Annotated in this window: 16 protein-coding genes and 1 pseudogene; 4 read left to right on the top strand and 13 right to left on the bottom strand. The window is 37.4% G+C overall.

The window, feature by feature from the left end:
* The first annotated feature begins 460 nt into the window (after positions 1-460).
* Positions 461-1,078: a YhcN/YlaJ family sporulation lipoprotein gene (locus H0185_RS15710; protein ID WP_221874458.1), complete on the top strand. Its 618-nt coding sequence runs from the start codon at positions 461-463 to the stop codon at positions 1,076-1,078.
* Between the two features lie 344 nt (positions 1,079-1,422).
* Here the strand turns inward: H0185_RS15710 and H0185_RS15705 are convergent, their stop codons facing one another.
* The 3 genes from H0185_RS15705 to H0185_RS24510 form a co-directional block, all read right to left on the bottom strand.
* Positions 1,423-1,623: a cold-shock protein gene (locus H0185_RS15705; protein ID WP_221874457.1), complete on the bottom strand. Its 201-nt coding sequence runs from the start codon at positions 1,621-1,623 to the stop codon at positions 1,423-1,425.
* A 305-nt stretch (positions 1,624-1,928) separates the two neighbouring features.
* Entirely contained in the window at positions 1,929-2,075 is a 147-nt protein-coding gene (locus H0185_RS24515) for a hypothetical protein (protein WP_343223160.1), read from the bottom strand.
* A gap of 93 nt (positions 2,076-2,168) precedes the next feature.
* Positions 2,169-2,423 carry a hypothetical protein gene (locus H0185_RS24510; protein ID WP_343223159.1) on the bottom strand — a complete coding sequence of 85 codons (255 nt, stop codon included), beginning with the start codon at positions 2,421-2,423 and terminating at the stop codon, positions 2,169-2,171.
* A gap of 367 nt (positions 2,424-2,790) precedes the next feature.
* Here H0185_RS24510 and H0185_RS15695 point away from each other — a divergent pair, with 367 nt between their 5' ends.
* A complete protein-coding gene (locus H0185_RS15695) occupies positions 2,791-3,537 on the top strand; it encodes a DUF2087 domain-containing protein (RefSeq protein ID WP_221874456.1) in 747 nt (248 codons plus the stop codon).
* A gap of 23 nt (positions 3,538-3,560) precedes the next feature.
* The gene (locus H0185_RS15690; RefSeq protein WP_221874455.1) at positions 3,561-3,914 is read left to right on the top strand and encodes a GIY-YIG nuclease family protein; all 354 of its coding nucleotides are present in this window, start codon (positions 3,561-3,563) and stop codon (positions 3,912-3,914) included.
* Positions 3,915-4,188: 274 nt separating this feature from the next.
* Here the strand turns inward: H0185_RS15690 and H0185_RS15685 are convergent, their stop codons facing one another.
* Genes H0185_RS15685 through H0185_RS15675 form a run of 3 tightly spaced genes read right to left on the bottom strand, consistent with a single transcriptional unit; the run spans position 4,189 to position 6,115 of the window.
* Entirely contained in the window at positions 4,189-4,890 is a 702-nt protein-coding gene (locus H0185_RS15685; protein WP_221874454.1) for a hypothetical protein, read from the bottom strand.
* A 3-nt stretch (positions 4,891-4,893) separates the two neighbouring features.
* The gene (locus H0185_RS15680; protein ID WP_221874453.1) at positions 4,894-5,751 is read right to left on the bottom strand and encodes an ABC transporter ATP-binding protein; all 858 of its coding nucleotides are present in this window, start codon (positions 5,749-5,751) and stop codon (positions 4,894-4,896) included.
* The gene (locus tag H0185_RS15675) at positions 5,741-6,115 is read right to left on the bottom strand and encodes a GntR family transcriptional regulator (RefSeq protein WP_221874452.1); all 375 of its coding nucleotides are present in this window, start codon (positions 6,113-6,115) and stop codon (positions 5,741-5,743) included. The genes H0185_RS15680 and H0185_RS15675 overlap by 11 nt, the downstream gene beginning before the upstream one ends.
* A gap of 343 nt (positions 6,116-6,458) precedes the next feature.
* Here H0185_RS15675 and H0185_RS15670 point away from each other — a divergent pair, with 343 nt between their 5' ends.
* Complete coding sequence (locus H0185_RS15670; protein ID WP_221874451.1) at positions 6,459-7,016, top strand: transposase; 558 nt, start codon at positions 6,459-6,461, stop codon at positions 7,014-7,016.
* 134 nt (positions 7,017-7,150) lie between these two features.
* Here the strand turns inward: H0185_RS15670 and H0185_RS15665 are convergent, their stop codons facing one another.
* From H0185_RS15665 to H0185_RS15635, 7 genes and pseudogenes are all read right to left on the bottom strand, one after another.
* Entirely contained in the window at positions 7,151-8,401 is a 1,251-nt protein-coding gene (locus H0185_RS15665) for an MFS transporter (RefSeq protein ID WP_221874450.1), read from the bottom strand.
* A 505-nt stretch (positions 8,402-8,906) separates the two neighbouring features.
* Positions 8,907-9,068, bottom strand: a complete 162-nt coding sequence (locus tag H0185_RS15660; protein ID WP_221874449.1) for a hypothetical protein — start codon at positions 9,066-9,068, stop codon at positions 8,907-8,909.
* 369 nt (positions 9,069-9,437) lie between these two features.
* Positions 9,438-9,662 carry a hypothetical protein gene (locus H0185_RS15655; protein ID WP_221874448.1) on the bottom strand — a complete coding sequence of 75 codons (225 nt, stop codon included), beginning with the start codon at positions 9,660-9,662 and terminating at the stop codon, positions 9,438-9,440.
* Positions 9,659-10,177: a Ger(x)C family spore germination C-terminal domain-containing protein gene (locus H0185_RS15650; RefSeq protein ID WP_246629233.1), complete on the bottom strand. Its 519-nt coding sequence runs from the start codon at positions 10,175-10,177 to the stop codon at positions 9,659-9,661. Before H0185_RS15650 ends, H0185_RS15655 begins: the two co-directional genes overlap by 4 nt.
* A complete protein-coding gene (locus H0185_RS15645) occupies positions 10,162-10,836 on the bottom strand; it encodes a Ger(x)C family spore germination protein (RefSeq protein WP_221874446.1) in 675 nt (224 codons plus the stop codon). Before H0185_RS15645 ends, H0185_RS15650 begins: the two co-directional genes overlap by 16 nt.
* The gene (locus tag H0185_RS15640; protein ID WP_221874445.1) at positions 10,833-11,927 is read right to left on the bottom strand and encodes a GerAB/ArcD/ProY family transporter; all 1,095 of its coding nucleotides are present in this window, start codon (positions 11,925-11,927) and stop codon (positions 10,833-10,835) included. The genes H0185_RS15645 and H0185_RS15640 overlap by 4 nt, the downstream gene beginning before the upstream one ends.
* Before the next feature lie 23 nt (positions 11,928-11,950).
* Positions 11,951-13,500, bottom strand: a pseudogene (locus H0185_RS15635) (spore germination protein).
* Positions 13,501-13,642 lie beyond the last annotated feature (142 nt).

Below are 13,642 nucleotides of genomic sequence, written 5' to 3'. Positions count from 1 at the left end.
TTGTGTGTAAATACATTTTTTTGAAATTATGGTAAATTTTTAAACCCATGCAAGGCTAGTGTTAGGTGACAGGCACCATCCATATTCTGGATGGTGCCTGTCACCTTAACGTGGTCTAATATTTGTAAACTCTCCCGATTTCCTAAAAAATAATTACCTCTAAGAAACTAAATCCTCACCATCACGCGAGCCAGATTTACCACCTACTTCCCTACTCGACCTTTACTCTAAGTTCCAAATGTCCAATAGGAAGCATGGGTCCCCTCTTACATACCGCGAACAATACATTAAAAATATGTACCGATGGCTCCGATGCAAAAAACGTATACGATTTGCTCCTACAGAAAATCATGGCTACTATGTCTTTTCCTCTCATTTACTGTTAAATGCACTTCCATTACGAATAGTTTCACCCAATTTTGTCACCATAAGAACAGAGTAAAGAAAAGGAGTGGAACCTATGAAAAAAAGTTGGGTAATCTTTGGGACGGCAGTTTTAACATTATCACTTACAGCCTGTGCTGGGAATAATGATTCAGCAAGCGACAACAACAATGGCAATGGTACTCAACAGGTACAGAATAATAATGAAGGAACAAGGGTGATTGATGAAAATCGGAATCATAAAACCCTTACCATCTCAGAACGTGCGGAGCAGCAGGTAGAAAAAATGCAGGGAGTGGATGACGCTCATGTAATTATTGCAAACAATGATGCCTATGTAGCTCTTAAGCTTACAAGCGTCAATAAAGACGAAGGAAACGAAAACAATAATGGCGATATGAATGGACAAGGTGCAGATCGAAATACAAACAATGACGATGCTGGTAATAAAACTGGCGATAACAACACAAAATCTAGGTATAGTAAAGTATCTACTGAATACGAGCAAAAGGTTGCGGACCTAGTAAGGGAAGCTGATAAAAAAATACATGAAGTATACGTTTCAGCCAATCCTGATTTGTACGATCAGTTGAACACTTATGCAAATACTATTAATACTGGTCAAAATAATGATAGTCTTTTTGAAGATTTCAATGACATGGTTAATGACTTTTTTGGAACACAAAACAACTAACGGCTTAGCTTTCTCTCTTTAATGTCGGGACCATCCTTATAGAAGGACTTTGGAGTTTAGTCCTCGCTTTATAAAAATGCCTTTTCCTTCTAGGGTCAGGCTTGCTTGGGCCCCTTTTCCTCTGGATTGTGGTAGAGTATTTCCTTCCATAGCATTTATATGGGGCATGCTGAACAAAAATATAAGGGAAAATTTGGAATACAAAACATCTTATGTTATACTTTGTCTACCATTTGCTTTATTTGTTTGCAAAAGACCTCGCTCTTTTTTTGAGCGGGGTTTTTTGTGGTTATTTTCCATAAAAAAAAGACTCTGCATGAGAGTCTTTTTTATCTATTGGGTGATTATACCTTTTGTACATTAGTAGCTTGAGGTCCACGTTGACCTTGTTCTACTTCAAACGTAACTTTTTGGCCTTCGTCCAGAGACTTGAAGCCATCGCCTTGGATAGCTGAGAAATGTACGAATACATCATCTCCGTCTTCACGCTCGATGAATCCAAACCCTTTTTCTGCATTAAACCATTTAACTGTACCTTGTTCCATTAAACTATTTCCTCCTTGGTGCTTTGCACGCATTGTGTTGTGTACTATCCTTGTTTAGGTCTACAGGCGAAAGTTGTAACACTTATCGTGCCTTTCGAACAAACAAAAATAATTCTTCCAAATAATACCAAATATTTTCTTCGAATGCAAATTGCTTTTTAAATAAAAGAATTTGTTTTCATCCACATTGTTCCCTGAAACAAAAAGTTTTACACACTAATCGATGATAAATAAATATGAAAAAATAGGAAGAAAGCCGACTGATTTACTATAATCAGTCGGCTAGGGGTTGAAACAAGCCTTTATTAAGCACTAACTGTACTACGTGCTTGGGCTGCATGCAACTTTACCATGGCGAATCGGACAATTGGCTGTGCTACCAATGCTTCAATCCAAGAGGTGATGACAAAGTTACGTGGCCAATCGTAGAAGAATGTTTTTAATGGCTCCAAGCTAATTTCTCTCATCCCTATCCATGATCCAATAATGTTAAGAGTACGGATTGGATGGTTACACAGAACAAGTTGGTGAAGAGTACTCGAACATTAAATCCATCTGTTGGGGACGTAAACTTCGCAAGCAACTTTGTCACAAGCGGGTTCAACAAAAGGAAACAATACAATCACACAAAGCCAGACAAACGGAATCACTTTCATCGTATTTAGATAGACCTCATTACTGAATCCAAATTTAAATCCCATAATAAGAGGTGCAATCGTATTGACTGAAAGAATTGAAACGATTGCTAAAAACACTATAAATTCTTTCCCGTTCCTAGGTAATCTTGTTTCGCTATGCATCCTGCCATCTCCAAAAATATATATTTCAGATGGCAGACGTATCATGCGACATATATTTTTGGTCATAAAAGGACCAATATCTCTACACAGTGATTTGAAAAATTTATCACGATATAAACATAATTTTTCACTGGGAATAAGGTACATACACCGGTTCTTACCTACATGAAATGGAGATCCCTCACTCGCTCCTACTCCAAATATGACGGTCAGTTTTTTGAACATAGTATTGATTTGTTTACATATATACAAATACACAAACCATCCGTTTGTTATTATTGATTATTCCCAAACATTATTGTAAGATGTTTATAGGAATACAAACAAAGTCTATTTATGTTTAATTTAATTAGGAAGTGATGATCTAATGGAACTTTCAGATGCTTTTTGGAGTGCCAGCTTGGAAGAACTGAAATCTGGATATATTCAAGAAAATGGTTTCTTTACTTGTCTATTATGTGGAGAAAAAATTGAAAAAGGAATTGTTTACCCTTTTGAAAATCAATTCTACGAAGCCGAAAGGTATATGCGCATTCATATTGAAATGGCCCATCAATCTGTATTTAACTATTTACTTGCTATGGACAAGAAACTCACAGGTCTCACGGACCACCAAAAGAAACTACTCTCTCTTTTTTATCAGGGCAAAAATGACAAAGAAATTCAAAAAGAACTAGATATCGGTAGTGCCTCCACAATTCGTCATCATCGTTTTGCTTTAAAAGAAAAAGAACGTCAGGCTAAGACTTTTTTAGCCTTGATGGAATTATTAAAAGAAAAGGATGAGTACGCACCCGCTTTTGTACCAGTGCATCAAACGGCGACAATGGTAGATGACCGGTACAACATTACTCTAGAAGAACAAGAAAAAATTGTGACGAAATACTTTTCTAAAGGAGCATTGACTCAGTTTCCGCCAAAAGAAAAACAAAGACTTGTGATTCTTAGAGAAATATCTACCCATTTAAAAAAGGATTACATCTATGATGAACGAGAATTAAATCAAATCTTAAAAGGTTTTTATGAGGATTATATTTTAATTAGAAGATATTTAGTGGATTACGGATTTTTAGACCGGCAATCGGATGGAAGTCGCTATTGGGTAACACAGTAAATAGAGAACAGTAGGTGAAAAACATGGAACGCAAAAAAGAGTTAAAACAACAATTTAAAGAAACAACTGTAGAAGCAGGCGTTTATCAAATTATGAATACAATCAACCAAAAACGATTGATTGGCAGTACGAAAAACTTTAAAACACTGAACGGCATCAAATTTATGCTAGCAACCAATTCATATACAACCAACAAAGAGCTACAAAAAGAATGGAACCAATACGGGAAAGATGCATTCACGATTGAAATACTTGAAAAATTGAAAAAGACAGATGACCCTTACTTCAACGAAAAAGAAGCATTACTAGCGCTTGAAGAAAAATGGCTCGAAACATTACAACCCTATGGGGAACGTGGGTATAACCTCAAGGGGTGACCTTTTGGGTGACAGGCACCATCCAGATAAATGGAAAAAGAGAACAGTGCCTATCGGCACTGTTCGCAAGTTTTTCTTATACGCTAGTTATTTACAGTTACTGGAAGGTGCCTGTCACTTAAAGAAGTCACTTAAAGAAGTCACTTAAAGAAAGTTACTCCAAACCGCATTGAAAAAGAGTCCTAACCCTCCAAGAAATACGCCAACACATGCGACCCCTATTGGGCTTCCCCATTTAATCTCTTTCATCTATACATCCTCTCCCATCAAACAATTATTTCGTTTTAATAATGGTAATATTTCGGATAAAAAAGTAAGTCAACCCATAAAGGACCAATCCAACTCCTAACAACTGGTAAAAGAATGAAAGATGAGGTTCCATAAATTGATTGATAAAGAATTCTAGGAGCCAGCCTTCTGCAATTCCATATAACAGAATGAGGATAAGAATTCCTGCTACAATCCCTCCACCGGCTAACCCTGCTTTATAAAACAGCAAACCAAAGATATACATGATGGAGATTAAGAAAAACATGACAGTTGTGTCAATGATCACTCGCGTAAGCCATGAACCTTCCATCAGAGGAGACAGATACAAAAAGTTAAAAGTAGAAACACCTGTCGCTTCTGTAAAAGCCAAGGTCACCAATTGCAACGTGCTGCTTATAACTGATTTAACAACAGCCAATCCTAGGAAGAATACACCAAGTGCAACAAATACGTTTTTCCTCGTCGCCCCTATTTTAATGGCAAACGGAATCGACTCTTTAACCGTCAAAAATCCAAAAATCGCACAATACACATAAATGGGAATATCAAGCGATAAATAATAGTTTCCATTTTCAACGCCAATTAAGAAATATGAAATGCATAAAGATAGGACGAGAATACTTAATAATATGCTCCAAAAAATCATTAAAGAATATCGAATATCCGTGAGAAAGAAATACAATAACCCTTTTACTTGTCTGCCCATTCTTTAAGCCCCTTTCTTCCGTGAAGTTAAGGCAATCATTAGTTCCTGAATCGGTACCCCTTCCACCGAAAGCCCACTCGCTCTTGCCTCTTCCCCATCTCCAAATATATAAGCCGTCATCATTCCCGCAAATTGTTTTCTATCTAAAACGTCTTTGTCTTGAATAAACTTCTCTACTTCCCCTTTTTTTCCGGAAACGGCACATGCTTTATCTCGTATGGATTCTGCCTCTTCTTTTAGCACCAATGAACCCTCACTTAAGATTAAAACCTCTTCAAACAATAAACTTACTTCATCAATAAGATGTGTGGAAAAAATAATTGTTCTCTTCTCCATCTGATATTCTTCGAGAAGAATCTCATAAAATCTTTTTCGTGAAGGTGCATCCAAACCGATATAGGGTTCATCAAAAATCGTAATAGGTGCTTTGCTCGCTAAGCCAACAATAATGCCAAGCGCAGATTCCATTCCTTTAGAGAGTGCTTTGACCTTTGCATTTACATTAAGGTTATATTCTTTTATCAATTCATCCGCTAACTCTTGATCCCATTTCGGATAAAAATACGAATAGATCTTTAAGACATTCTTGATTTTTAAATCTTTTTTAAAATTATCGCCTTCTTTAATTAAGCAAATAGATTCGGTTAACCGCTGGTTATCAAACGGATTCTCTCCATCAATTAAGATTTCTCCGCCACTCGCCAGAATCTGACCGGAAAGAATGTTCATAAAGGTTGTTTTCCCTGCCCCGTTTCTGCCAAGTAGGCCATAGATTTTCGGTTCATCCAACGTAAAAGAAACATTCTTTAATGCCTCGTGGTCTTTATACCTTTTGGATAGATTTTTTACTTCAATCTTCATGGTTATCATCCCTCCTCATCATTTGTATTAGGTCTTCTCTGTTCATTCCAAGTTTCTCTGCTTCTTTTTTTAAAGGAAGCATAAACTTCTCGTAAAAAAGTTTCCTTCTGCTTTCAATTAAAATGTCTCTTGCCTCTTCTGTCACAAACATTCCAACACCCCTTCGTTTGTAAAGGATCCCCTCGGCAACAAGTTCATTAATTCCTTTTCCGGCTGTTGCCGGATTAATTTTATAAAAACTAGCAAATTCATTGGTGGACGGTACCTTGTCTTCTGGATTGAATTCCCCATTAATGATGGAATCCTCAATTTGTTCTTTAATTTGAAGGAAAATTGGCTTATTATCATCCAAGGTATTTTTCATGTTAGGCTCCTTCGTTAAATGGTTAATTACTTATGTAACTAACCATACAACTAACCAAGTAATTTGTCAACATGTTTTCAGAAAATGGTGACAAGCACCATCCGGAAATTGGTATTTATCCATCTCACGTATAAATGACGCTTACGGAAATGAAATGGTTGAAATCCTTAAAAATACAATTGAAATATCCCCTACGTGTAGGTATGATAAAAGTAAATATAGGAACCTAATAACCTCCTATTAATCTACATACATCCCCCCTGGTACCTCTATAACATAGAATCAAGCCATTCCACAAAGTTAAAAAGATCAAGCATAACCCCCACTTGAAAGGAGAATGTAAATGGGAAGAAAACCTAGAATTTGGGTCCCGTATGCCTACCACCATATTTATTCTAGAGGGAATAACCGACAGAATCTTTTTCAGGACGATTTGGATATGATAGAGGTTTTTCGGTTATTGAATATGATTCATTTGGATTATCCTTTTTCTATTAGCGCCTATTGCATAATGACCAACCATTATCATTTTTTATTAAAATCGGAACATGTCAGCCTATCTAAAATCATGAGCATCTTTAATAAGCGGTACTCTGCCTACTTTAATCAAAAATACAATCACGTAGGCCATGTTTTCCAACAACGGTTTAATAGCTCTCCAACTTTGTCCCCGATGGATGTCCTCCAAGTTAGTAAATACATTCACCGAAACCCAATCAATACAAAAACACCGATAGTAACTAAAATGGAAGATTATCGTTATAGCAGTTATCAACACTACAAAAAGAACATCCCTTCCCCTTATCCATTTATTAACCTAAACGATCTCCCAATCCACTTCCTATCAGGAAATGAACAAAATAGCATGAATTATTGTGAGTATGTGGAAATTGAGGAATAACCGTATTTTGGAAGGTGCCTGTCACCTAAGTGGGCACCCAAGTAAGTCACCTAAGTAAACATCAAAAAAGAGGTATCCATTGTTGGATACCCCTTTCTGACACTATATGCTATTGACCTTCTATCTGAAGATTCCTATTTAGCCGGTTCTTCCACCACCGGTTTTCCTGTTTCCAGCAATGCTTTATTTCCTCCTAAGAAGAGGGAAAGGATGAGAATCAATACACCCGTTCCAACTAACAGCCACTCGACTTTGACAATATCGGCCAATGGACCGAAAATCAGCATGCCGATTGGCATCATTGAAGTGGAAATCATTCCAAACACACCGAAAATTCTTCCTAAATAGCTTTCATCGACTTTTTCCTGAAGCAAAACCGTTGTCGGCGTATTAAATACAGGCATGGCAATTCCGAAGACCGCCATGAAAAGTAAATAAATCCAGAACACTGGCACGACACCAAGTGCAAGCGTACAAACTCCCATAAGGAGACTTGCGAGGGTCATGGTGTGAATTTTATTTTTAAATCCACCCCAAGAAGCAATAACTCCCCCACCAACCATCATGCCAACGGAGAAAGCAATTTCAATCGCGGTCAAACGCCAAACATCGTCGCCGAAACTTCTTGCTACCTGAAGGGGTGTCAGGAAGGCTGCTGGTGCCATTAAGACGAAAAACACACCAAAGAATAAAAATAACTGTTTTAAAAATTGGTGATTTTTTATATACGTAACCCCTTGCTTAAAATCATTAATATAGCTTACTGCTTGTTGATTTTCTGCTTTTTGATGAGCAGCAATTTTTAGAAAACCAAGCAAGGTGACGATGGCAATCGCTGCTGTTATCACATCAATAAAGAAAATGGCTTCGAGTGTAGCAAATGATAAAAGTCCAGCACTTACAATCGGAGCAACAAACATAATAACGGCTTGAAGACTACCGTTGACACCATTTACTTTCGTTAGCTTATCTTTTGGTACAATTTGCGGCAAAATCGCCCCTACTGCAGGTGTTTGAATACCGGCTCCAATTGCACGAATCGCAGCCATTAGGAAGAGCAACCATACCGCATCATATCCTAGCATAAATACAATCGCAAGAATCAATGTAGCAGTTGCAATTAAGCCATCTGCTAAAATAATCAAGATTTTTCGGTTATACCGATCTGCCCACACTCCGGCAAATGGAGATAAAATAAAAGTTGGAATGAAGCCACAGATAATAAATAATGTCATCATCATTCCTGATTCTGTACTAAGCGTAATATGCCACATCATGGCATATTGAACCAAAGCCGAGCCAAAAAGCGAGATACTTTGACTACTTAAAAACAAAATAATGTTCTTTTTCCAATGTTCAAATCGATTTTCATTTACTGAGTTCATCTCATTCACGACCTTTTTTAAATTTCATTTTTTTACTACGTGATTTCCCCAGTAAATCTAAATACGCTCTCCTTAGACATCGATTTGTGGTTTTGAGCAAACGAGAAAGAAAAAACCCAACAAGTGACTTTTTCTACAAAAATAAAGAAAGGCAGAGCAATCCACCTTTCTTCATCTAATCAGCTGTATACGTAATGAAGATTATAAAAGGACAGACTAATCCCGTTCCCTCTGTTTACACAAACAGAGTCTTTGACCGTATTCAATTACTGGTTCAAAGCTACGAAACGAAGTCTGACAGATTGCATGTTTATAATCCTCCTTTATGTAAAAATATAGTCTAATTATAAAATCGAGCATTAGAAAAGTCAACGGAATGTTTGAGGCATTTATTACGACTTTTCTATATAAAAAAACGACTAATTAGATTTCATTCGTTCGGATATTGGCCTTTGACTTTTAAATGAATGCCTTGTTTGTTTTCTTAATACCGCTCGCCTTATTCTTACTCTCTACTCTTAAACTCTAGTTTTTTCATTTCCAACTCTATCTTTTTTTCTTCTAACTCTATTTCCTTCTTTTTAACGTCATTTTCTGATTTTTTAACATATCCATAATAGATAAGAGAAAAGCCAACAATAATCGTAAGGTAGAAAAAGAAATCCAAACTTACCCCTCCTTAGATAATCGTAAATGTACATTTTTGTATTCTATATAAATATACGAACAAATAATAAATTAATATCCCTAAATTGTATGTATCTCATTTTGAACTATGGTACATCTTCATTGATTGTTGCTGAAATGCAAATGTTTGACGCCACGGGTCTAACATTAAACTTACCTTTTTTTATAGTAAACTTTATCTTCTCCCCTTTTCTTTTATTAAACCTTATTCGAAATGATCGTATACACAGAACGTAAATTGGAAAAATAAAGAAAATTTGCTATAATCTCCATTCTAACAAAAACGGGTGACAGGCACCATCCAAAAATTGGAAGGTGCCTGTCACCCAATAAACGTCACCCATAAACGTCACTCCATAAACCATCCCCATGGCCCAAATATGTAATGAAGAAGGGTAATGGGGCCAGGGAGGTATTCTAATTTAGCAAAAGATAAAATCATAGACAATATTAAGATTGAAGCAAATGTGATTTTATTCGCTTTCGAGGCTTTTTTGAGATTCTTCCATTCAAAAAGGACAATCATCCAAATAAGGACTTGGACCAACAAGATGATACTCCACTCACCTATCATGATTGCTTCACCTCGTCTCTTGGTAGTGCTGCCGGCGGGCCGATATATCCAGGTCTTCTTATCTTCGTATCCACATGGATCTTGACCTCTACCTCTGGGAATTTTTCATCCCAATCTGCTTTTAGTTTCTTCCATTGCTTTGGATATTTTTGATGAAACCTCCTTCCAAATCCGATGACATCTGCCTTATAATCTTGTTGAAGTTTTTCAACTGTTACGGCCACTCGCTCCTGTAAAGCTTTTTCAAATTTCCCCTTCATTTTCTCAAGAACCTCTTCATTCATCAGATTTAAATGAGTCTCGTTTTGGACAATGTCTCCTTGTATAGCCAAGTCTAAGTTCATAATCCATTGATTTCCTTTAATTTTAGGTTTGAATTTGATGTTTCCTAACGTCGGAGTCATCGTAATATCGCCCTCTTCCCCCTCTAATTGAATGGACAGCGTACTCCTCTTGACCTCGTCCTTGAACCACACTAAGCCTCGAGTTTCCCTTTTGTCTAAGGTCCCAACCATTTGATCTTTTTTAAACACAGCGCCCCATCAATGATAGGAACTGTTTCATAAGGTTTCCTTGAATGCTCTTTTGAACTTAATGGTTTGATAAAGGGCATAGACACACTTTCATCTTCTCCCATTAAGCCAATATCAACATCTTTTAATGTCGTACTCGTTCCAAGCTCATCTTCTGATAATTTTCGTAACGCCTCTCCTGAATACCTTTCCAGAGGAGGGATTAATGTTAAGATTTCCGCTGCTTTTCCTTTACTTACATAAAGGTAGGAATTTCCTCTTGGACCCGATTGGCGAGCCAACAAATCAATTTCCTTGCGGATTCCGTTTTTAGCCTGTTCCTCTCCAAAGATAAAAATCTTACACTGCCCCCAAAACAATCTTCTCGGTACATTGTTTTGTAAAATAGAAATCGCATCCGCAAGACTACTCCCTGTTCCCTCTCGAACAAACGTTGAAGCCGCACTTACATCTTCTCCTGTTTCTCCAGAAGAAATAGAGCGGGGAATAAATAACTGAACGGATATTTTTGTTTTCCCATCTTCTAAAACATCAATGGCAGCTGATGTAATAATCGCGAGATCTTGCATTTCCACACGGTCCCAACACCCAGTAAGAATGGTACAACAAAAACAGACAATACAAAAAAGCTTTTTCTTCAAACATGATCACTCCTTTTTTTACGTGCTAAAGCAATTAACAGTAAAAATAGGGGGAGAACCGTCTGAACACTTACAAAATAAAACGGCTGAATTTTGGTCATATAATCTACTAGTACGACTACATTAGGAATATCCCAAAAACTAAAGAGAAAAAGTAGAAGACTTAAGGGAAACACGATAAGCCGATAATCAGAAAGATTAAATAGCTGAGCAAGACCTAAACTAGCCACATATAGAAAAACGGAAACCTTTACAAAATTCCCGAGAACCCAAGACGCGGTAATAATAACTTCGAAATTCTCAAAAAATCCAAACACACGAATTGCACGGACAACCGAGTAAACAGGATAAAATTGATTGACCGATGAAACGCCTAGCATGGTGAGTACAAAAAAGTGAACATAGAAAAGAATGAGCATCACGTAAAGACAGGTTTTCATTCCAGACTTTAACCCTTTTTTAGCTGAATGGTGGACAAAAGGAAAGATAAAAGCCAGTAGAAAGAACTCACTAAACCACGCATTATGAATGAAACTCCCCTTCAAAACTGGAAGCCACCCATTCTCTAATAAAGGAAGCATGTAGCCCAATTCAAGATCCTTGATTAATAATAGGAGCGCAAGAGACGTGATCATAAATATAGTTGTGCAGATAACGGCAGACCTTGCGATGACCTCAATTCCCCCTCGCACAGCTAATGCACTGACAAACAAGATGGTAATGGAAAAAATAATGGCTGGTGTTTGCTTCAGCACATTCCCCGTGATGAAATCTGAATACTGTCTGATCACGATTCCTGTATTATGGATATAAAAGAAAACAATGACAAAACTAAAAAGCTTTCCGCCAACCTTTCCAAGGATTTTTTCACTATATTGAATGGGAGTCATCTTCGGATACAATTGATGAAGTTTCCAAACAATAAAAACGGTGATGAAACCGATGACAGAGCCAATGATGGGAGTCATCCACATGTCATGCCTAGCAAACCTTCCCGCTATGGAAGGAATCGACAACACCCCGGTAGCAATAATGGTTGGAACCATTATAAACTCCATTTGAATGTTTGAAATTCTTCCTTTTTCCAACATAAGCATGTCCCCCCATTCTCATCTTAGTCTCCGGCTTGATTTTGACCAGGCTTTAAGTTTGTTCCTTGTCGTTTTTCTTTATAATTCCCAGTGAAATGCGGCCGTGATTTCATCTTCCATAAAGGAGAACGGAAAATCGTATCCTTAAACGGATGTTTTTGTAGCGTATTAATTGGACTTAAGTAAGGAACTCCAAATGATCTTAACGTGGATAGATGGATAATGATTAAAATCAGTGCAAGCATCACACCGATTAACCCCAAGGATGCTCCTAACAGAATGATTGGAAACCTTAGCAATCGGATGGCAAGACCCACTGAATAGCGTGGAACCATGAACGAAGCGATTCCTGTAATACTTACAACAATCAGCATAGGTGCAGACACAATCCCTGCTTGAACAGCTGCCTGTCCAATGACAAGTGCTCCAACAATACTAACCGCGGAACCGACTTGCTTAGGAAGACGAATTCCAGCCTCCCTTAAAGCTTCAAAAGCAATCTCCATGATCATCACTTCCACAAATGCAGGAAAAGGAACAGTTTCTCTGGAAGAAGCAATACTCAATAGTAAATCTGTTGGTACCATCTCTTGATGAAACGTGGTTATCGCTACATAGGAAGACGGAAGGAATAAGGCAATAGTTAAAAATAAAAACCGCAAGGCTCGGACGAAAGTCCGATCCAAAACCGTTCATAATAATCTTCATGTGATTGAAATAAACTAAAAAAACTCACAGGCGCAACCAAGGAAAACGGGGTCCCTTCAATCATTAAAACAGCCCTGCCCTCGAGTAAGTTTGCACTAACCACATCTGGACGCTCTGTATACAACAACTGTGGAAACGGGGAATAAGGCTGATCCTCAATAAATTGTTCAATATACCCACTTTCTAACACTCCGTCAATGTTAATCCGGTTTAGTCGGTTTTCAATTTCCTCAATCAACATTTTGTCTACTAATCCCTCAATATAAGAAATCACAACCTTGGTTTTTGTATATTTGCCAACATGAATGCTTTTCATTTTCAAGGCCGGGTCTTTAATAATCCGTCGCACTAAAGAGGTATTGACCCCTAAAGATTCTGTAAACCCTTCTCTAGGACCTCGGATGGAGGTTTCAGCCTGTGGCTCTTCAATCGAGCGTTTTTCAAATTTCACTAATCCCAAAGAGAACGCTTCTTCATAGCCATCAAAAAGCAAAACGGGGTTTCCATTAGCAACGGCATCAATACATGCAGAAAACGTAGAAGCCCTTTTTATATTTGAAACAGGTAAATGATTTTTGATTGAACACAAGAAATCACTTTCATCAAACTCATTCTCTTTCATTAACGTTTCAAGCACTTGTTCGTCCAACTTTTGAGTGTCACTTAATCCTTCGATATAAAAAATAGCTGCATGCTTGTTCCCAATCACAAAAGAACGTAAAATCACGTCTGAACTTTCCTGGTATAAAGAGGAGAAAAACCGGATATTTTCTTCAAGATTCTTTGATAAAGGAATATCCTTAGTAGAACTCTGTTGATGTACTTCTGATTCTTTTGCTTTTTTTCTTAAAGGACGCCTTCTCATACGAATCACCACAATATCCTCCTCTCCCATCACATACAACCTTAAATTTCCTTAAATTATCAAAAAATATACAATGTGGAAACTTCGGGAATCGGAAAAATGGCCCCAAAAAGAAAAGCGTGAATTCACAATGGAATTCACG

Source organism: Mesobacillus maritimus (assembly GCF_019749255.1).
Classification (GTDB): Bacteria; Bacillota; Bacilli; order Bacillales; family Cytobacillaceae; genus Mesobacillus_B; species Mesobacillus_B maritimus_A.
This window is presented reverse-complemented; position numbering and strand designations above follow the sequence as displayed.